The 19893-nt window shown below is 61.6% G+C and carries 18 protein-coding genes; 5 read left to right on the top strand and 13 right to left on the bottom strand.

Going from position 1 to position 19893, the window contains the following annotated elements; all coding sequences use genetic code 11:
- Positions 1 to 61 precede the first annotated feature (61 nt).
- The 3 genes from BUE15_RS03665 to BUE15_RS03655 form a co-directional block, all read right to left on the bottom strand.
- Positions 62 to 1144 (bottom strand): hypothetical protein, encoded by a 1083-nt coding sequence (locus tag BUE15_RS03665; RefSeq protein WP_073281345.1) that lies wholly within the window; start codon positions 1142 to 1144, stop codon positions 62 to 64.
- A 113-nt stretch (positions 1145 to 1257) separates the two neighbouring features.
- Positions 1258 to 2373, bottom strand: a complete 1116-nt coding sequence (locus tag BUE15_RS03660) for a hypothetical protein (protein ID WP_073281344.1) — start codon at positions 2371 to 2373, stop codon at positions 1258 to 1260.
- A gap of 12 nt (positions 2374 to 2385) precedes the next feature.
- Entirely contained in the window at positions 2386 to 2865 is a 480-nt protein-coding gene (locus BUE15_RS03655) for a RidA family protein (RefSeq protein WP_073281343.1), read from the bottom strand.
- A 117-nt stretch (positions 2866 to 2982) separates the two neighbouring features.
- Between BUE15_RS03655 and BUE15_RS03650 the strand changes: the two genes are divergently transcribed.
- Together BUE15_RS03650 and BUE15_RS03645 are read left to right on the top strand one after the other, a co-directional pair.
- The gene (locus BUE15_RS03650; RefSeq protein WP_073281342.1) at positions 2983 to 3771 is read left to right on the top strand and encodes an energy transducer TonB; all 789 of its coding nucleotides are present in this window, start codon (positions 2983 to 2985) and stop codon (positions 3769 to 3771) included.
- Between the two features lie 111 nt (positions 3772 to 3882).
- Entirely contained in the window at positions 3883 to 5439 is a 1557-nt protein-coding gene (locus tag BUE15_RS03645) for a DNA integrity scanning protein DisA nucleotide-binding domain protein (protein WP_084548790.1), read from the top strand.
- A gap of 10 nt (positions 5440 to 5449) precedes the next feature.
- Here the strand turns inward: BUE15_RS03645 and BUE15_RS03640 are convergent, their stop codons facing one another.
- The 9 genes from BUE15_RS03640 to BUE15_RS03600 form a co-directional block, all read right to left on the bottom strand.
- The gene (locus BUE15_RS03640; protein WP_073281340.1) at positions 5450 to 5989 is read right to left on the bottom strand and encodes a hypothetical protein; all 540 of its coding nucleotides are present in this window, start codon (positions 5987 to 5989) and stop codon (positions 5450 to 5452) included.
- A 32-nt stretch (positions 5990 to 6021) separates the two neighbouring features.
- Positions 6022 to 6537: a DUF4442 domain-containing protein gene (locus tag BUE15_RS03635; protein ID WP_073281339.1), complete on the bottom strand. Its 516-nt coding sequence runs from the start codon at positions 6535 to 6537 to the stop codon at positions 6022 to 6024.
- Positions 6538 to 6683: 146 nt separating this feature from the next.
- Positions 6684 to 8672, bottom strand: coding sequence for a DUF3857 domain-containing protein (locus BUE15_RS03630; protein WP_073281338.1), 1989 nt, complete (start codon positions 8670 to 8672; stop codon positions 6684 to 6686).
- A gap of 30 nt (positions 8673 to 8702) precedes the next feature.
- Positions 8703 to 10664, bottom strand: a complete 1962-nt coding sequence (locus tag BUE15_RS03625) for a DUF3857 domain-containing transglutaminase family protein (protein ID WP_073281337.1) — start codon at positions 10662 to 10664, stop codon at positions 8703 to 8705.
- Entirely contained in the window at positions 10651 to 11181 is a 531-nt protein-coding gene (locus tag BUE15_RS03620) for a toxin-antitoxin system YwqK family antitoxin (RefSeq protein ID WP_073281336.1), read from the bottom strand. Before BUE15_RS03620 ends, BUE15_RS03625 begins: the two co-directional genes overlap by 14 nt.
- A 340-nt stretch (positions 11182 to 11521) precedes the next feature.
- Positions 11522 to 12073 carry a PPC domain-containing DNA-binding protein gene (locus BUE15_RS03615; RefSeq protein ID WP_073281335.1) on the bottom strand — a complete coding sequence of 184 codons (552 nt, stop codon included), beginning with the start codon at positions 12071 to 12073 and terminating at the stop codon, positions 11522 to 11524.
- Between the two features lie 111 nt (positions 12074 to 12184).
- Positions 12185 to 13429 carry a hypothetical protein gene (locus BUE15_RS03610; RefSeq protein ID WP_073281334.1) on the bottom strand — a complete coding sequence of 415 codons (1245 nt, stop codon included), beginning with the start codon at positions 13427 to 13429 and terminating at the stop codon, positions 12185 to 12187.
- Complete coding sequence (locus tag BUE15_RS03605; protein WP_073281333.1) at positions 13426 to 14205, bottom strand: hypothetical protein; 780 nt, start codon at positions 14203 to 14205, stop codon at positions 13426 to 13428. The genes BUE15_RS03610 and BUE15_RS03605 overlap by 4 nt, the downstream gene beginning before the upstream one ends.
- A gap of 100 nt (positions 14206 to 14305) precedes the next feature.
- Positions 14306 to 14872 carry an RNA polymerase sigma factor gene (locus BUE15_RS03600; RefSeq protein WP_073281332.1) on the bottom strand — a complete coding sequence of 189 codons (567 nt, stop codon included), beginning with the start codon at positions 14870 to 14872 and terminating at the stop codon, positions 14306 to 14308.
- A gap of 191 nt (positions 14873 to 15063) precedes the next feature.
- Between BUE15_RS03600 and BUE15_RS03595 the strand changes: the two genes are divergently transcribed.
- From BUE15_RS03595 to BUE15_RS03585, 3 genes are all read left to right on the top strand, one after another.
- Positions 15064 to 15576: a hypothetical protein gene (locus BUE15_RS03595; RefSeq protein ID WP_073281331.1), complete on the top strand. Its 513-nt coding sequence runs from the start codon at positions 15064 to 15066 to the stop codon at positions 15574 to 15576.
- A gap of 78 nt (positions 15577 to 15654) precedes the next feature.
- A complete protein-coding gene (locus BUE15_RS03590) occupies positions 15655 to 16674 on the top strand; it encodes a T9SS type A sorting domain-containing protein (protein ID WP_073281330.1) in 1020 nt (339 codons plus the stop codon).
- A gap of 161 nt (positions 16675 to 16835) precedes the next feature.
- Complete coding sequence (locus tag BUE15_RS03585; protein ID WP_073281329.1) at positions 16836 to 17897, top strand: glycoside hydrolase family 16 protein; 1062 nt, start codon at positions 16836 to 16838, stop codon at positions 17895 to 17897.
- Positions 17898 to 17965: 68 nt separating this feature from the next.
- On the opposite strand, the gene amaB is transcribed toward BUE15_RS03585, so the two are convergent.
- Positions 17966 to 19561, bottom strand: coding sequence for an L-piperidine-6-carboxylate dehydrogenase (gene amaB, locus BUE15_RS03580; protein WP_084548788.1), 1596 nt, complete (start codon positions 19559 to 19561; stop codon positions 17966 to 17968).
- Positions 19562 to 19893 lie beyond the last annotated feature (332 nt).

Raw genomic sequence — 19893 nt, 5'->3', positions numbered from 1 at the left:
GCTGCCCGTTCTGCCGCCGCTGCCGTCGGGCGGGCCTGGTCCGGCATCGGCGGCTTTCCACTCAGGGCGCAGCCAGCCGCCGCAGCGGACTACCGGGCCGCAGAAACGGTTGAAGCTCGGCGAAGCTGAAATCCAGCCAGAACTGACTCTGAAACTGCTTGAACATCAGGTTGGACATGGCCTCATACTGCACCGGGTAGTGAAACAGAACTTTGCCGGCCCCGATACTCATATCGTCGGGCTGGTTTTGGAGGCTGATGTGCTGGCTGCGCAGGCCCGCCAGATTTTCATCTTCTTCCGGCGGAATTCCCTCCATCATCTGCCCGTATTCCTCGCGGATGTAGGTAGCCAGTTGGGCCTGAAGCTTCTGCTCACAGGCAGCCAGAAACTGCGTCTGGCGCGCCGGATTGATTTCGTCGGTCAGCTGCTCGCCGGTCTGCAGGTCCACCACCACGCTGCGGTAGCTATGGTTGACGTTAGCGCCGGTGTATTCGCTGTGCAGGTTCACGCTCAGCAGGCCCCGGTGGTTGTAGGTTACTTCCGCGTTTACGCCGGCAAAGCCCTGCGCGTATTCGGCCATCTGGTGCTGCTGGTGCTCTTCCTGCAGCTCCGCCAGGGTCATGTCGGTTAGCTGCTCCACCCCGAAGATGCCGTGCAGCTTCCGCGTCACGCCGGGGTCGGGCACCGTGAAAACCGGCGCCGTAAATTCCTCAAAATACACCTGCTGGCCTACGTGCGCCTGCTGCACGGGGCCGCGTGGCTGGTAGCGCGTAAGTTGCACCGGTAGTTTTCGGTCCGAACCGGCTTCCTGCCAGATACCGGCCAGCGTGCCGGCCGCCGTGCGGCGCACCATGAAGCGGGCAAACGGCTGCCGTGGCTGAGTAGGCGGCTCGTTTCCGAGGGAGCGTTCCGGCTCTTCCGCGGTAGGCTGAGCGGCAAACTCGCGCAGCCAGATTTCACCGGTAGCAGCCACAAAACCCTGCAACTCGATGGGCTTGTGCTGGCTGAGGTAGTAGATGCCAACCAGCTGCGAATCGGGCAGCTGCGCCGTGATGGACAGCCGGAACGGATACTTGCCGCCCATGGTACCCGCGTAGTCGCCGAGGATGGCCGCTACTGATGGGCGCGGCGCAACGGTAGCCACAGGTCTGCCGGGAGCTGCCGTAGTGGGGGCCGCAGCACTAGTGGCTGGCAGTTTCTGGTCGCAACTCCAGCAGACGGCCAGCAGCAGAAACAAAGAGGAGGCACGCCGTAACATTATCGGGCAGCCAGGCGGCGAAGCGGGCTTTCGGGCTTCAGGAAACGCGCCAGTTCCGCGTGGCTGAATTCCACCTGAAAATTGCCGGTCAGCACCTTCCACACGAAGTTCGACAGCCCATCGTAGCTCACGGGGTGGTCGCACATCAGGCCCGCCGCCGACACGGTGTACTCCCGCGTGCTGTGCAGCCCAAACTGCTGCCCCAGCACGCCCTGCTCGTCTTCTTCCGAAAGAAATTCGTCCTGCTTGTAGGTCCGCGTTATCTTCTGCAGCTTCTGCTGCCCCAGGGCCAGAAACTGCGTCAGCTTTTCGGGCTGAATCTCGTCTTCCAGCACCACCGGAAAGCCGGTATTCAGGTCAATGTTCTGGGTGCGGTGGTCGTACCACACGCTGGCCCCTGTGCCGGTGGTTTGGGCGGTGATGCTGAGCAGGCCGTGGGCATTGTAGTTCACCGTGTAGTCCAGCTCCTCTGTGCCGCCACTCATGCCCTCCTGACGCTTGTATTTCTGCTCCGCACGCAGGCTGGTGAGGTCCTGGCCAATCAGGTTTTCCAGCGAAAACCACTGCGCCAGCAGCTTGGTCACGCCGGCGTCGGGCACCGTCACAATGGGCCCTTCAAACGATGAAAGGTAGGTTTTGGACCCAATGCGGGCCTTGGCCGTGGTGGGCTTGGATGAGCCATCCACCCGCTGCAGCTGAAACGGCATGAGCGTAGTGCCCGAGCGGTTGTACCACTCTCCCCGCAGCCACTGGTCGGCCAGCAGCGGGCCGGCATCCAGCTTGCCCGAAAACCAGCCGGTAGCTACCGTGTCGGCGCCCACGGTTTCGCGCAGCAGCACGAGGCCGTTGCGGTGCAGTTGGCCGCGCAGCTGCAGTAGCTGGCCTTTGCTGAGGTAGTAGTACTGGCCGGTCAGCGCCGAATCCTGGCCGCTGAGCTGCAGCCGGATGCGGTACTTGCCATTGAGGGTGCCTTCATAGGTGCCCACCAGCCGCTGCACGTTGCTGAACACACCTGTAAGTGGGTCGTTGTTGGCAGCAGGGCCCTGGGCCACGGCGGGGCGGCCCGCCAGCAGCAGGCCGGCGGCCAGCGTCAGCCCGTAACGTATGGTGTGCATGGCGCAGCGCCGCTAGCCGGCCAGCGCTGCCACGCACTTCAGCTCGATGGCAATGGGCGTGGGCAGGCAGTTGATTTCGACGGTGGTGCGGCAGGGCTGGTTGCTCTGGAAATACTCGGCGTAGAGGCGGTTGTAAGTGGCGAAGTCGTCCTTCATGTTGGTCAGAAACACCGTCACGTCCACCAGGTCGTCCCAGCGCGAGCCGGCTTCTTCCAGAATGTAGCGCACGTTCTGAAACACGGCGTGGCACTGGCTTTCGAAGTCGTAGCGTAGGATGCGGCCCTCGGCGTCCAGCTCTACGCCGGGCACGGCCTTCTGCCCCCGCTGCCGCGGCCCCACCCCCGACAAAAACAGCAGGTTGCCCACGCGCCGGGCGTGCGGGTAGAGGCCCACCGGCTCGGGCGCGCGGCCGGAGTTGTGGGCAGTAGAAGAAGCAGCCGGAGCCGAAGTAGCCAGATTGCCGGTGCCGGCGGAAGTAGTGTCAGGTGCCATGCGCCAAATCTAGCCGTTTTTTGGGCGTGGTGCGTACGAGTCTGAACCAGGGCGGCGACTGGTGCGGTTGTTGAGTTGATGCCGGCTGCTCTGTCGTCGTATCTTCCGTTTTCCGCTATGCGCTCTAGTCTCCGCCGCCTGGCCTTTGTGGCCGCCCTTGCTTTGCCCGCCGCCGCTCAGGCTCAGCAGAAGCTGAAATATCCCAAGCCGCAGCCCGACCAGATTTATGATGCCGTGGCGCAGCCGGCCGTGCCCGCGGGCGGCGTGGAAGCCTACGCCCAATACCTGGCCGACAACCAACGATACCCCACGGCGGCGCTGCAGCGCGGAGCGGCCGGCACCGTCACGGTCACGTTTGTGGTAGAAAAAAGCGGCGTGGTGTCCGAGGCGGTGGTGGCCGCCCCCTTAGACCCGGAGCTGGACGCCGAAGCGCTGCGCCTCATCAAGGCCGGCCCCAAATGGACGCCCGCTCAGCACAAGGGGGCCAAGGTGCGCCAGCGCGTAACGGTGCCCGTCACGTTCCAGATTCCGCCGGACGCCGACGCGGCCGTGGCCTCTGCTCCTGCTTCGGGGCAGCCGGCCGCGCCGGGCGGCACTACCGTAGTAGCCCCCGACCAGCCGGCACGGCCCGTAGGTGGCACCGACGCGTTTTTTGAGTGGATTCAGAAAAACCAGAAATACCCGGTCCTGGCCCGCCAGCGCAAGATAGAAGGCCGCGTGATGGTGGAGTTCATGATTCAGAAAGACGGCTCGCTTACCGATGTAAAAGTGCTGAAGCCCCTCGGCTCCGGCCTCGACCAGGAGGCCCTGCGCCTCATCAAGGCGGCGCCCAAGTGGACTCCCGCCACCTTCCAGGGGCAGCCGATAAAGCAAAAGATGGTGTTGCCGGTTCTGTTTCAGCTATAAAGTAATTTCTGCGCCCGTACGTCTTTCTTTCCAGAGAACGTGCCGCCGCTTTCCGGCCGGGCAGCCCGCGCGTTGCCCGGCCTAGTGCGCCCGCCCATTTGCTTTGAACGTATGCTTTCTCCGTTGCCTCTGCTTGCTGCTCCGCCCGTTGCCCCCACCTACGCAGCTCCGGTTTCCAGCGCCTTCCGCGTATGGCCCCACCAGGCCCGTTTCCGGCAGGTGGCGCAGGTAATGGCCGACAGCTTATTCGGGGCCCTGGATGAGGACCTGGAGCCGTACGTGCTGCTTTTGGCCCTGCCCATCAACCAGACCGATGCCGCCACCGTGTGCCTGGAGCCGATGGACTGTGGCCTGGAAGGCCTGCGCTTCGATAATGTGGTGGCCGAAGGCCGGTTGCTGCAGCAGCTGACCGCGCCTCCCTTTGCCGGCCGCGACGACGTGAGCCCCGAAATGGTGCGCCGCCGCCACGAAGACCTGGGTGTACGCAAAGCCGTGCAGGCCGTGCTCGATACGCTCGACCTGAACACGCACCACCAGCACTTTTGCGGCCTGCCTTTCGAAATCAACGGCTTTTTTGTGATGACGGTGCTGCGGATTCAGCGCAAGCCCCTGCGGGCCTATCCGTCGTTGCGGGCCAACCGGTTCTACACCGATGGGCGGCCGCTGCTGCCTTCGTTTCTGATAGCGGCAGTTCTGCGCTTCCAGGAAGAGTGCGTGAAGCTGCTCAATGAGCCGGAACCTGGCTCGGGCCTGCTGGCCCGCCCCCGCGAAACTGATGAGCTGCTGCGGGCCGCCGGCAAAACCCTGCTCGACACGCCGGCGCAGGCGCTGGGCACCGAGCCCGGCACCGCCCGGCTGTTTCATACACTTAACACCATCTCCAGCCTGCGCTACGAAGGGGCCGAGGGCGTAGGGAAGCTGCTGCTGGCCAAGCGCCACCACCCCAACCTGCAGGAAGTGTTTGCCCTCACCTGCCCCACCCCGCTCACCGACTACCGCGCCGTACGCAAGCTCCTGGAAATGACCACGCCCGACGTGAGCCTGCTTGCTGATGGGGAGAATGTGTATGCGCTGGGCCGCGTGGTAGGCACCTACGACCCCAGCCGCGAAGACCTGTTCGTGATTGAGTTTATCAACCACTACGCCTGGGAGTTTCAGCACGATGGCAAAGTGCTGATGCGCACGCACTACGGCCAGCCCAGCCTGCCCCGGCCGCGCCTCAACCGCTCCAAGTTTCGCAAAGACCTCAAGCGCACGTTCCAGCTCACCGATCCGCTCAAGATTGAGCGCCTCTGGGATGTAGTGCTGGAGGCCAGCCGCCAGAAACACGGCACGCTGCTCGTCATCACGACGGAGGCCCTGGCCGAAGCCGACCGCCTGAAGCTGCAGTGTACGCTCATCGAGCCTGTGCCGCTCACACCGCTCATCACGCGCCTCGTCACGGCCATCGACGGGGCCGTGCTCCTCGACCCCGAATCGTACTGCTACTCCATCGGCGTGATTCTGGACGGCAAGGCCTCCGGGCGCGGCACCAGCACCCGCGGAGCCCGCTACAACTCGGCTATCCGCTACGTCGAAACCTCGCCGTATCCGTGCTTGGCCGTGGTCGTGAGTGAGGATGGCCTCGTAGACGTCATCACCAAAGAGCGGCTCGAAGACAGCCCCTGACAACGGCCGGCTAGCCTTCAGCCCTCGCCAGTTCCCTGAGTTGCTTGAGTTCGGCCCGCTTTGTCTTGTTCAGCTCCTGGCCACGGTTGCAGAGGCTGGTGGCATAATACGGCGAAATATTCTCCGGCTCGCCACCCGACAACGACTCTTTCTGGCTCACCAAGAACGTGTGAACCAGGTATCGGCCACCCACCCTAAACAGTCGGCCGCAGGAGGCGCTTTGCATCTCCGTGGCAACGCGTACCGTCCGGCCACTTACCTCGCCCTTCAGCTTCCGCGAAACCGCAAACGTGTACTGCAGCTTCTTGTGCTGCAGAATATGGACCTGCTCCCCGCCTGACCCTGTAGGTGTAGGGGCGACCCGCACGGTATCGGTGGTCGTCACGGTATCTACGCGGAGCACCCGGCCCACAAAAATCAGCGCGTCCTGCTGGTAGGCGGCCGCAATTTTCTTCTGTTCCGTCCCACTTGGGTTGATACAGGAGCAAGCCTGTGCCACCGAACTTCGGAGGAGCACAATGGCCAGAATCAATATGAGCGTCGTCTTCATCGGGAAGGGACTGAGGTGAAAGGCCGCCGGGCTTACTTCGCCCGAAACGACCAAGTAATGCGGAACACGGCTACCGTGTCGCCGGCCTGGTCTACGCCGGTGCTGGTGCAGACCACGGTGCGGCCTTCGCCGCTGGCGCGGCTGTCGGCTATGGCCTGCGCAATACGGAGGCCGTCTTCGGAGGTGAAGGCAATCAGGCCCACGGCTTTCTTCGTGAATTCGGCTTCCAGTCCTACCACCAGCATCGAGACGCGGCCCTGCCCCTGAATGTTCATCATGGCCAGAATGCCGCTGGCCATTTCGGCCGCCATGCTCAGGCAGGCAAAATAGATGCTGCGGAACGGATTCTTGGTCAGATACTTAAATGGTATGGTAATAACCGCCCGCGCCGGCGTGATTTCGCGCAGCCGCAGCCCCGCCAGATACGCCATCGGCAGGCTACGCAGCATAAACAGGCGCAGCTTCATCGGGCTGGAAATGGTGCGCCGAAACGCGGCCGCAGCGGGCGTATCGGCAAGGGGCGCGGGAGTGGCAGCAGGCTGTTGCATAGCGGCGGATGGTGAAACGTGGAGTGCACAAAGAACACAAATTAATCGGCATGCCGAGCATTTATCCGGTCTTTCCGTTTGTGTTAAACGCAACGTGCCCCATACTCGAATGAGCGTGGGGCACGTTGCGTTGCTGAGAAGCCAGCCTAGCTTTTCTTTTCCAGCACCAGCACTACTTTATTGAAGTTGGCGGCGGCATTCACCACGTCGCGGAAGGCTTCGAAATCCTTCTTGGGCCAGCGGATCTGGCGGTAGGCTTCCGTGATGGTAACCGTGACAGTCTGGCCCTGCACGGCGTACTTCGAGTTGAAGTAGTACAGCGGGTCTTTTGCGTCGGGGCCGGCTTTTACGTCGGCGTTCAGGTCCTGGAGGTTGCGCACCTGGTAGCCGGCGGGCAGCTCCAGCGTTATCACGCGGTTGTAGCGGCGGTTGAAGTCGTTTTCCACGTCGTACTGCCGCGCCTCAGCCTGGTACAGCTCCGACTGCTGGCCCAGCAGTTCCCCGATTTTGAAAAGGTAGCGCTGCCCGGCCTTGTTGAGCAGCGCCGCCGACTCCACGCTGGCATCTACCAGAAACGGCTTGCTGAGCGGACTCAGTCCGGCCTCGCCATTGGTTACTTTCACGTTTTTAAAGGTGGCATCGGGCACGTTGCCTTTCACCAAAGACTGCATCACCTCGGTGCGCTTTTCCTCCGGAATCAGGGAATAGAATGGCTGGATGGCCTGCGCATGGTAGCCGCCCAGCACCTGCCGGATATCCACGAAAGCCTTATCCAGCTCCGGCGCAAATTTCACCTTGATGTCGAGGTCGTTGGGGCTTTGCTCGGCGGCCAGCGTCGGGATGTCGCGCACCACGCCCACGGCCGATTCGGTGGAGCCGAGCTTCACGGTGCGCACAAACAGGCCCTTGTTGGCCGTCCAGCCGGGCGGCACCATACCGTAGCGGAAATCGGGACGCGCGGGAGCCAGCAGCTGCTTGGTTTCCGGGAAGTACAGCGCGTAGTTGTCGAGGTAGTTCCAGGTGTCGAAGGTGTCGTCGAACACCACGTCGCTGCGGTCGGTGGTCACTACCAGTTCGTGCTCGATGTTCAGGCGGCGCAGCAGGGCCACAAACAGGCGGGTCAGGCCCAGCTCGGAGGCATTTTTGGTGGCCGCAATGCGGGCCAGGTTGGCTTCGCCGCCTTCGGTCAGGTTGAAGCTGGTTTTGAGGTGGTTTTCCAAGGCCTGCACCCGGCTGGCCAGGTCGCCGCTGGCCGGCAGCTTGGCGTCGCGCAGGAGTTTGTCGGCGGCTTTGGTTTCGTCTTTAGCCAGGGTGTAGATGGTGCCGTGCAGGTACTGGCTGGCATCGGCCCAGGTGAACAGGCGGGTGCGGCCACGCTGGGCGGTGTAAGCCAGCTTGTACTCAACACGCATGCGCTCGGCGCTGCTTTGGGCGAAGGTTTCCTCACGGGCGGCCGGCACGCTCGCCAGCTTCAGCCGGATGTGGTGCTTGCCGCCAATTACTGTGTCGGGCGCGGCGGCAGGCCCATTGTAAACGCGCGTATCGAAGGTGAGCGACTCGGGCGAAATCAGCTCAAACGACACGTTGCGGGTCGGTACGGCGCTTTGCAGGTAGTCGCGCCCGAAGAACTTGGCCGGCCGCTCGCGCAGAAACAGATACTCGATTTCGGAGCCTTTCTCTACACCTTCTACCGCAAAAATCTTGAAGCCGCGGCCGCCGTCCTCGTCTTTCAGCTCCTTGATGCTGCCTTCGTTCACCTCGGCCACCTCGCCGCGCGGGCTGATGGTGCGCGCTTTCAGGTAGAGCAGCTGGCCGCCATCCTGCGGGATGTAGATTTTGTTGAACCGCTCGATGCCGTCGGAAGTATTGACGCGTAGAATCCGGTGCTCGGTGGAGTATAGCTTGATGCCTTTGTCCTGCTCGCTGAACATATATTCGTGGGCCGTGAAGTCGCGCAGCACCAGGGCGGGCTGTTTGGCGTCTTCGTCGGACACGGGCAGGCGCTTGGTGCGCTTGGCGTCCCAGCTGTAGGCGGCGTAGTGCAGCGTTTTGGGTATTTGCTGCGCCCAAACCGGCGCGGCAGTAGTCAGGAGCAGCGCCACCGCCGCAGCGCGGGCAACAAAAGCAAAGTTCATAGAAGAAGATATAGCGCGGATAGCGGGCACTCAGGCCTTTTTCCGCTTTAGAATCACGGTTTCGCGGTAGGCAGCGTTCAGCTTGTCCACCACGGCATTCCACTGATGAAACTGCTTGGGCTGCAGCATGAGGTAGTTGATGTAGACCTGCTTGTCCTGCACGATTTTGTTGCCCTGCCGCTCGTATTTCACCTTAAAGCCGAATACGGGGTCATTCATTTCGGCCACGGGCGGCAGGTATTCCACGTCGTAGCCGGCCGGAATTTCCAGCTCGGTGCGGCTGTGGTTCTGGGTGGCGTACTCGTTCACGCGGGGCAGGCGGCGCTTGTCGGCGTCAATCCGGTCGTGGGCGTAGGGCCGCTCCAGGTTCAGGTTCACGTAGATTTCGTCGTCGAGCTTCTGCACGTAGTCCTGCAGGCGGTACTCGTAGTCGATGGTGAGGGGCTGGTCGCGCGTGTCAAGGTGGCTAACGCGGTACTTGTCGACGAAGAACTTGTTGTTGCCGCGCTCCAGCAGGCTTTTGATGTACTTGGTTTCTTCGGTCTGGTCGAGGCCGTCGAGGGCGTAGCTCTGCATAACCTTGGGGTAGCCGGCCAGCTGGAGGCTGCCTTTGCCGCGCAGTCCGCCCTTGTCGTCCAGCGTCAGGGCCGACACGTCGGACACGGGGCTGCGGTCCTGGCTCATCACGGGCACATCCACCACTTTGCAGTTCTTGCCATCAATAGCCATCAGGGCCTCTTTGCCCTGAATGAAGGCCGAGGGCATCCCGAAAGGCATGTATTTGTTGGTGGCATCAAGGAACACGTACTTGCCGGGGCTGGCCTCGTAGGTCGTAATCATGTGGTTATCGACGCCGGGCGTGGCCAGCTCGGAGTAGCGGTAGGGCAGGTCGCGGGTGCCAATCCAGGTGAGGTAGGATTTCACGCCGGCCATGCGCAGCATCTCGCGGGTGAGGTTGGCCATGTCCTTGCAGTCGCCGTAGCGCTTGGCGTACACGGCGCCGGCGTCGCGCGGAATGAAGCCTCCCATGCCGTTTTCGAAGGCCACGTAGCGGATGTTGTCCTGCACCCAGTAGTACACGCGCTGCACCCGGTCCTGTTCGGTTTTGGCGCCCACTACCAAAGAGTCAACCACGCGGCGCAGGGCGGGGCTTTCCTGCGGATCGAGCTTGCTCACGAAGCCCGAGTACAGGTTGTATAGCTCCGGCACGCCAGCCAGCACCTTGCGGGCCTGTCCGTCAGCCGAAGGCACTTCCTCCACGAAATACACGAGGTGCGGCAGGTAGTAGGCCGCCTCGGGGCCGTCGGAGTCGCGCGGGGGGCTGGGCAGGTTGTCGGCGGTCCAGCGGTAGGTGATGGTGTTGCCTTTTTCCTGCTTGCTGAAGCTGATGTTGAGGCCCTCGGTATGGAAGAGGCGGTGGCTGATTTTGATGTTGCGCGGGGCCGTAACGGTCAGCTCGGCGTGGCGCACGGGCACGTAGGAGCCGAAATAGAACGGGTTGAGGAAGCGCGGGTCGGGGTGGCGCACGGTGTAGTCGGTGACGGTGCGGGCACCGGGCGCTACGGCCGGGAAGGTCCAGGTGGTGGAGCGCGTATCGTCGTAGAAAATGCCCGACTGCAGCTCGAACTTCTCCTTGTAGTCCGTCACCTTCACGGCTTTGTAGCTGTTGCCGCTGGGCACCATGGTGCGGGCATCCAGCTTCTGCAGGCGGCTGAAGTGCGAGTTGTACACCTTGTCGTTCACGTACGCCACCGACTGCGCATCGAGGTGCAGCATGTCCTGGTGGTGGCGGGCCAGCACCAGCACCGAGTCGCCTTTGGCTTCCAGCGTGAGGTCGGTGCGGTAGTCGAGGTACACGGCTTTTTCGCCCGGAAACTTCGCCTGCATTTCGGCTACCAGCTGGGTGGGCTGCTGGGCGCGGGCAACCGGCAGCGCTAGCACCGCCCACAACAGCAGCGCCAGCACGCCGCCCGACCATTTATTTGCCTTCATACACATATTGATTCCAGTACACTTCGGTCTTGGTGGGCTTGCCCTTCACATCGTAATATACAGTCGGGCCGAGCTTTTCGCCACTCCGGTAGGTTTCTTCGCGCTCCAGCGTGCCATCGGGACGGTAGTAGCGGCTGCGGCCGTGGTATTCGCCGTGCAGGTATTGCTCTTCTTCCATTAGCTTGCCCCCAGGGTGGTAGCCGGTGAGCGTGCCCGTCAGCAGGCCTTCCTTGAACTCCATGCGGCGAAATACCTGGCCGGAGCTGTAGTAGGTGGTGCGGGTGCCGTCGAGCATGCCGCCGCGCACGGTCTCATCGGACGCGGGCTTGCCGTTGGCGAAGCTGGTTTTAATGGAGCCCGTCAGCTTTTCGATGCGCTGCCAGGCTTCCGACTGGTCGCGGCCGGTGCGGAAGGCGGCCAGGTTGCCGTGCTCGTAGAGACGCTCCTCCAGCAGCTCGCCGGCCGGGTTGTAGTACTGCGGAATGCCTTCGGGCGAGCCGTAGAGGTAGTTTTGCACAGTTTCCAGCTTGCCGTTCGGGAAGTAGTAGCGGCCTTATCGTGCAGCTCCACGCCTTCCTTCAGGGCCTGGTACGAATCGGTGAGAAGTGGCAGCGTAGCGGCAGCAGAGGAAGATTGGGGCGCCTTCTGGGCGAAGGTTGCGCCGGGCGCGGCGGCCAGCAGCGCCAGCGCCAGGCCGTAGGGGTAAAGGTGCATCAAGCAGGATAAGTAAAGAGGCAAGCCATAGTGGCCCGCACGGCGGGAGTCTACCGGATATTCTTACAATACTACACATTAGCGCCCCGGCTTAAAACAGCATGGCGACGCGCGGCATAATATATTTTGCGGCACACGCCGGCTTAGCGGCGGCTGGGCTTTTTCGGCGGGCTTTTCGGCTGGGCCGGGTGCACGGTCAGCTCGCGGTAGCCGAAGGTGGGGTCGGTTTCGCGGCGGAACTCCACGTCGTCCAGCACGCCCAGTACCAGCTCCGCCGTGGTATAGATGAGGTTGCCGGCGAGCAAATGGCCGCCTATTGTGCGGCCCGTGGAATCGGAAACGGAGAGGTGCACATGGCTGCCGCTGGTGGAGAGCGTGCCTGCCAACGATACAATTTCGAAGTGGCCGCGGTACACGCTGGGTCCTTCCTGGTTGGCCAGCCGCAACGTAACGTGCGTGAGGCTGCCCACGCACGTTACAATAGCCCCGGCCCGAATCTGGTGCCTTTGCACGAAGGCATCCAATTGCTGGCGCAGATCCTGGCCGGGGGCCAGGCGCAGGGCGTAGGTACGCATGGCAGAGGGCAGCGCCGCGGAGGCTGAGGGAGAAGCAGGCATGGCCGGTTGTTGCTGGGCCAGCACCTCCGGCCCGCCGAAACCCCACAGCAGCGGCAACAGAAGAAGCAGGCGGTTCATAAGGTGGCAGTAAAGTAGCGCTAAAGGTAGGGCGGGCAGCCGTCTGAAACGGAACAGACACAAAAAAGCCGGCTGTAAGGCCGGCTTTTGTAATACGAAGTGTGGGCGCGCCTAGCGGTTGAAGCTCACGTTGCCGTAGCGCACTTTGATGTTAACGTTGCCGGCTGCCGGGCGGGCTTTGGCCACCCCGAACGTGCCCTGCATGTCGCTGGAGCCCGGGCTGCTTTCCTCCGAGTCCATCCGCACCAGCTTCTTATCTACCAGCAGCTTGCCGTGCTGCGTGTTCACATCGAAGTTGAAGCCGGCATCATCGGCGAAATTGAGCAGAATGGTGCTGTAGCCGCCATCGAGGTTGATGGCGCTGAAGTTGCGGCCGGTGTTGCGCACCTCAAAGTTGGGGCAATGCTGCACCGTCATGTCCAGCTTATCCGAGAGCTTTTCGATGCTGAATTTGGAATAGCCGGAAGTGCCGCGCAGGTTGCGCACGGTGCCCAGCGCCACGTCGCCGTATTTGCTGTGCACGGTCAGGTCCTGCACCGTCCCGATGTCGATGTCGGAGTAGTTGTTGCGCAGGTCCACGGTCTGCCCGGCATCCAGGCGCAGCCGCGAATAGGAAGCATCGATGCTGGCGCGGCGCGTGTAGGCCACCGAGGCCTGCCCGTTGCCAACGCGCACCAGATTCTGCCCGCCATCCAGGCGGCCGGTGCGCAGCGTGCCGTATTCCACAGCCAGCTCCGTCGGGCCGGTCAGGTCGCCGCTAATCGTCACGTCCCCGAAAGTATTGAACACATGCAGCGGCGTGTTTTTGGGCACCCACACCGTGTAGTTCACTTCGTAGAGCTTGGTGCGGCTCCAGCAGCCGCTGGGCATGGCGCCAAACCGGGAGCGGGCCGAAACCCCGCCCGTAGTGGGGTCGTTTTCGAGCACCTGCACCTGAATCATGTCCTGCAGCTGCTGCGCTTTGTCCTCGGTGTCAGCGCGCGTGATGATATCCACATCGGTGCGCACTTCGTTGCGGCTCCACACATTCACCTGCACGCGGCCGTAGCGGGTATCCAGCGCGTAGGGCTTGCCCGAAGGCACGGCAAACGTACGGCTTAGCCGGCGGGTCTTTTCGATGGCCGGCGCAATGGGCAGCTCATCCTGCGGACCCTGTGGCCCTTGAGGCCCCTGCCCGTTCTGGCCATCGGCCGCGCCACCCTGCAGCCGCAGCAGAACGGCTTCGGGGGCTGTCTGGCTGTAATACTGCTCGCCCGGGGTGCTGGGCGCAGACTGCGCCCGGCCCACAGTGGAGCCAGCCAGCAGCACGGCGCCGGTCAGCAGCAAGCGGCTGTATAGCTTCAGAGGGTTGCTCATGGGGTCGGCTGGGTTTCAGCACCTGCCTGCGGCTGGGCATGATACTCCTGAATCTGCTCCTGGGTGCGGGTTTGCTGGTTCAGAATATCAAGGCGAATCTGCAGGTTGCGGTTCATGGCGTCGAGCACCACGGCCGGCTCGGGGTTGCGGTACAGTTCCGTTTTCAGCTGCCGGTAGGTCGAGTCGAGGGCGGCCAGCTCCCGCTGCCAGTCGGCGGTAGTGCCGGCCGCCGATGCCGTCCGGGCTTCCAGCTGCTGCAGCTCGGCCTGCCGCTCATTGATCTGTACGGCGTAGTAGCCTTCCATACGGCGCACTTCCTGGCTCAGACGCGCTGCCGGAGCCTCAGCGGCAGCAGCCACCGGGGCGGCACCGAAGCCATAGGAAGTGGTTTCTTCGGTAGGTTCCGTTGCCGGCGCCGCCAGCACCAGCGGCGCGGTGCTGCTGGTCCAGGCAGTGGAGCGCGCCGCCTGATTGCTCCAGATAGCGCCGGCACCGGCCAGCAGAAGGCCGGCCAGGGCAGCGGCCATTTTGGGGCGTGGCAGCCAGCCAGCCCAACGGGCCGCCGGGGCGGCAGCCGGCGGCGTGTCGGCGGTGGGGTGCAGCTGTACGATCCGCAACGGCGCGGCTTCTTCTTCCTGCTCGATGGCAGCGCCGGCCGTGGGTGCGGCCAGCTTCTGTTCGATGTCGTCCCACAAATCCGGGCGCGGCTCAAACGCGTCGAAGTCGGCCAGATGCCGTTCAACGAAATTCTCCAGACCGGTTTTTTTCTCGTTCATGTCAGGGGTGGTACTACGCACTCGGCTTCCTTCGGGCGGCGGCGCCCCGTGCAGGGTGGGCGGGGCAGGGCATCCGAAGACAGATTTGATATGGTTGCTCTTACGAAAGGCCGCGCTGGCGGGCCAGTTCCAGCAGCTTTTTGCGGGCCCGGCTATACTGCGACTTCGAGGTGGACTCGGTGATGCCCAGAACACCGGCTATTTCGGCGTGGTCGTAGCCTTCGAGCAGGTACAGGCTCAGCACTACGCGGTAGCCGTCGGGGAGTTCCTGCACGCAGCGGCGCACCACATCGGCCCGCCAGTGCATTTCCTCATTCTCGGGCCCGAAGTCGGCGGTTTCGGTGCCAGCGGCATCGTGCTGCTCTCCTAAAGGCACCAGTTGCAGGCGGCGGTTGCGCAGGCAGTTGATGCTTTTGTTGATGACGATGCGCTTGAGCCACGAGCCGAACGACGAGTCGCCCTTGTAGCTGTGCAGCTCCCGGAAGGCGCTCAGAAATGCCTCCTGCAGCACGTCCTCGGCCTCGGCATAGTCGCCGGTGATGCGCAGCGAGGCGTTAAACATGGCTTTGGAGTAGCGCTTGTAAATCTCGGCCTGCGCCCGTCGGTCGCCCAGGCGGCACCGCTCAACCAGCGGGGCATTGATATCGGTGTACGCAAAAGCTTCCATAGAGCGGGTTGCGGGAGGTAAAGCGAAAGGAAGATGGTAAATATCCGACTTTCCGGGCGAAGCTGCCAGCACTTAGGCACAAGCATCAGAAAGACAGAGCCCGCTAGCGAGAGGTTGCACTAGGCAGCACTTTGTAGGGCCGGGGCAGCTACCTTTGGCTTGTAGTACTAGCAACAAGCTACGCAAGACCTATGAAGTTTCTGACACCCATCGTTTTTGCTTTGGCGCTGGCAGCCTGCAAAAAGAAAGATCCTACTATCGACTTCGGGCCGAATGGCGGCATTTCCATGCGCGACGCCAGCAACTACCCCAAGTCTACCCCCGACCCCACCGACTGGACGCTCGATGGCAGCTGGAATGCGCAGGAGCGTGGCCTGTTTCAGGACCTGGGCCTCGACCTGAACGCCCCGGCCACCGGCACAGTTTCCAACCTCAGCGCCTACCCAAACCCCGTAGGAGCCGGCCAGACCATTTTCCACTTCGACGCGCCCACTGCCGTGACGTGCAGCTTTGTGGTAGTCGATGAGAAGTATCAGGTGGTGCGGCCGCTGCAAACCGCTACTCCCAACCGCAGTGTGCGGTTCAGCCTGGATGTGAGCAGCAACTCCTTCCGGCAGGGCAAGCTCTACCGCCTGTACTACGTGTTTCAGGAGGGCAACTCCTTGTACTACAAAGGCCACGGCGACATCAAGATTGGCATGTAGCAGGCCGTCAGGCACGCTTCTCCCCTACTATTAATTAGTGTCGAATATCAGTAAGTTTACTTATATCAACATGGCACAATGAAGAACATTTACTGCACCCTCCTGCTAGTTGCGAGCAGCTTGTTCGCACGCGCACAGAACACGCCCTTTTTCTTTCAAGCCCTGAGCCAGCAGCCCTACACCGAGCTAGCGGCTCCGGTGCAAGCGCTCAACAATGGGGCCGTGTGGAACAGAGACTCTGCCTTTCCTGTTGTACTCGGCTTTGCTTTTCCATTTCACAACCAGTCCATCACCTCCATCAACGTATTGGCAAGGGGTGTGCAGTTTGTGGGGTTTGGCAGCATGTACATGTTCGTATACAACACGCCTTTCGGAGGCAATTTGATTCAGGACCGAGGAATCATAAATGGAGGCACCAGCCAGTCTCCGGTCAGTTACCAACTGACGGGCAGCCCGGGCAGCCGCATAGGCAAGATAGAATGGCGCAATGCGGGGCCCACTCAATCGTCGCCTTCTCCGCCTAACCCGGCAGAATTTGTAAACTGTCAGTTGTGGCTGTATGAGCAGAGTGGCCGCATTGAGGTACACTTTGGCACTAGCAACGTGACTGCCAGCTCATTTCAGAACAACTTCATTTTCCTAAAAACTTTCTACAACTCAATGCTGGCAGTGGCCCCTATCGGCACGGCTGACAATCCTGGTTACCAAGTAGATAATTGCTTGCCCAACACCGTTTGCTACGGGGGCTATATTGTCGGCAACCCTGCGGCCGGTACGGTTTACCGCTTCGCCCCCAATCCGTCCTTTGTGATGGGAGTGCGTGCCCCAAAGGCTAACGTTAAGTTTGAGGTGTATCCTAACCCAGCCACAAATCAAGTTAGTCTTGCAGTAGAGATGCCCAAACCGACCGATGCCCGTGTCCGCTTTCTTGATGCTCTGGGCAAGACTGTGCAGGAAGTGCAACTAACCGCTGGCCAAGGCAGTGGCGCCGCCCCGGCAGTTGTCTCTACGGCTAACCTGGCTCCTGGCATCTACACGGTGCAGGTAGTTTCGCAGAACGAGGTATTCGCCAATCAGCGCCTCACTGTTTTGCATTAATATCAGTGTACCTCAACAAAAAACAGCCTGTTTCAGCCTATTGAAACAGGCTGTTTTTTTTTATTACTTCTCAGTACTCCTTCATAGTATAGCAGGCTATTGGGTTCCAACGGGCCAAACACCTTCATAGCTGCTCTGTACCACTTCTTCGTTGCCATCCTATGCTATTTTCCTTTCTCTGGCGCTGTCTGCCAGCTGGCATTATACTGGTGCTGCTCAGCTTCGAGGCTATTGCGCAGCCGGCACGTCTGCCCGATATCACAAAGAAGTACCGGCTGGTATTCTCCGATGACTTCCGCTACCCTTCCGTCGATTCGATGCTCAGTCCGAAGCTGAATAAGTGGGTCACCGACTACGCCTGGGGCAGTGCGGCCTGGGATACCAGCACGGTGTGCAGCAACAATGGCCCTAACAACGTGGCGTACCGGCGGGAAGACGTTCGGCTGGTACCTAACCCGGAAAATCCGCAGGATCAGTGCGCCGCCCTCGATTTCACTTACCACGCCGACCCGCTACGCCAGATTCCGTCGAAAAACTCGGTGGTACAAGGTGAATTCTACCGAACCGCCGGGCTGCTTCGGGCCAAGTTTCGGGACGATACGCTGTGCCCGGAAGATGGGTTTAAGTACGGAATCTTCGAGGTTCGGTGCCGTGTACCCGGCTACAGCGGCTTGCAAGCTGCTTTCTGGTTCTGGACCCATTACGGAGCGTGCAATAACATTCCGGCGGGCTGGGTCCCCGGCGACACGTGGGAAATCGACGTATTTGAAACCTATAACAACAACGGCAAGCGCACTTTTTTCAGCACCCTCCAAGCCAATCCGCTGACGCAGCACAAGAGCAGCAGCACCGACTATTTCTTCCGTAACGACACGGAGCCGGCTACCAACTTTCACACCTATACCTTGGTCTGGACGCCCAACTTGCTGGCTTGGTACGTTGATGGCTGGTTGTTTAAGTACCTGAGCAACCCCCGCAATACCACGCAGAACACCGCCGGAATTCCAGACAACGAGATGAGCCTGCTGCTGAGCTCCCACTACCAATGGGACTGCAAAGGCAACAACCACTGCCCCACCCTGCCCGACGGACAGCCGAACGACCAGCAATGCCCGCAGCCCAACGACCCGTTCCTGATTGATTATGTGCGCGTCTATCGGCCGGTAGCAGAAAACCAGGACGGCACCTGGCCCTTGGTGGAGAAAAAGAAGCGTAGACTTTAATCACTAAAAAAGGCCCGCCCGGAATACCGGACGGGCCTTTTTACTTTTTGCATTCCTGCAGCCTCAGACTACACGTCAAACTTGATACCCTGAGCCAGGGGAAGCTGGTCGGAGTAGTTGATGGTGTTGGTCTGGCGGCGCATGTACACGCGCCACGCGTCGGAGCCCGACTCGCGGCCGCCGCCGGTTTCCTTTTCACCGCCGAATGCGCCTCCGATTTCAGCGCCGCTGGTGCCGATGTTTACGTTGGCAATGCCGCAGTCGGAGCCGCCGTGGGCCAGGAAGGCCTCCGACTCGCGCATGTTGAGCGTGAAGATACTCGACGACAAGCCCTGACGCACCCCGTTCTGCACGGCAATGGCTTCTTCCACGCCGCCGCTGTAGCGGATGAGGTACAGAATGGGCGCAAAAGTTTCTTCCTGCACCGTGTGGTACTCGTTGCGGGCTTCTACCAGCGCGGGTTTCACGTAGGTGCCGGTTTCGTAGCCGGCGCCTTCCAGAATTTCGCCCCCGATGAGCAGCTTGCCGCCCTCGGCCTGCACAGCAGCCAGCGCCTTTGTGAAGCTTTCCACGGCCTGCTTGTCGATGAGCGGGCCCACGAGCTTGCCTTCCTGCAGCGGGTGGCCGATGGGCAGGTTGGGGTAGATTTTCAGCAGACGCGCCTTCACATCCTCGAAAATAGAGTCGTGGATGATAAGGCGGCGCGTGGTGGTGCAGCGCTGCCCGGCCGTGCCTACCGCCCCGAACACCACGGCGCGCATAGCCATATCCAGGTCGGCGTGTTCGGTGAGAATGATGGCGTTGTTGCCACCCAGCTCCAGCAGCGCGCGGCCCAGGCGGCCCCCCACTACTTCGCCCACTTTCTTGCCCATGCGGGTGCTGCCCGTAGCCGACACCAGTGGTACGCGCGTATCGGCGGCCATAGCCGCCCCGATTTCCGCGTCGCCGATAATCAGGTTGAAGATGCCTTCGGGCAGCTCGTTTTCACGCAGCACGTCCTTGATGATATGCTGCACGGCCACGGCTACCAGCGGCGTTTTCTCCGAAGGTTTCCAGATGCTCACGTCGCCGCAGACGGCGGCCAGCATGGCGTTCCAGCTCCACACGGCCACCGGAAAGTTGAAGGCCGAGATGATGCCTACCACGCCCAGCGGGTGGTACTGCTCGTACATGCGGTGCGCCGGGCGCTCTGAGTGCATAGTGAAGCCCGTAAGCTGGCGCGAGAGACCCACCGCAAAGTCGCAGATGTCAATCATTTCCTGCACTTCGCCGAGGCCTTCCTGCAGGATTTTGCCCATCTCGTAGCTCACCAGCTTGCCCAGCGGCTCCTTGTACTCGCGCAGCTTGTTGCCAATCTGGCGCACGATTTCGCCGCGCTTGGGAGCGGGCACGGTGCGCCAGGTCAGGAAGGCTTCCTGCGCGGTGCGCACTACCTGGTCGTAGTCCTGGGTGGTGGCGAAGGCCACGGAGCCGATGAGGCGGCCATCGGCGGGCGAGTGAATAGCGCGCGCCGTGCCGCTTGCGCCGCCCCACTGCAGGCCGGTGCTCCAGGCCTGGTTGGTGCTTTCGACGCCTAACTCACGCAGCACCTGCTGAATGCCGTGGTGGTCGTGTTCGAGTACGTCGGTGCCGGTTGCGGTAGCTTCTTCGAGGGCTTGTTTCATGGGGTGGGATGGAGTAGAAGGCAAAAGGGTAACTCAGCTGAGGGCAAAGCTAAGAAATTAGAGACGCGTCCTTTTCCATTTCTCGCTGCCTCCATCCGGCTGCTTGGCCGGGGCCCGGAAGCGGCCGACTGTGCAGCTGGCAACGTTCCCGACAACGTTTGCATAAATAAAAGAAGGCTTCAGTGCTTACTAAATCACCTACTTTCCCCAAGATTATAGTGCTAAACTGTTTTTTATTCGCTTTCAACATTCCGTTTGCGAACGGGCCTATCCGCACTTACTACTTCGCTATAGGACTTTACCAGTTGTAACCGCCCCCGGAGCCAGCACTT

It is taken from the genome of Hymenobacter psychrotolerans DSM 18569 (assembly GCF_900142395.1).
Taxonomy (GTDB): domain Bacteria; phylum Bacteroidota; class Bacteroidia; order Cytophagales; family Hymenobacteraceae; genus Hymenobacter; species Hymenobacter psychrotolerans.
This window is presented reverse-complemented; position numbering and strand designations above follow the sequence as displayed.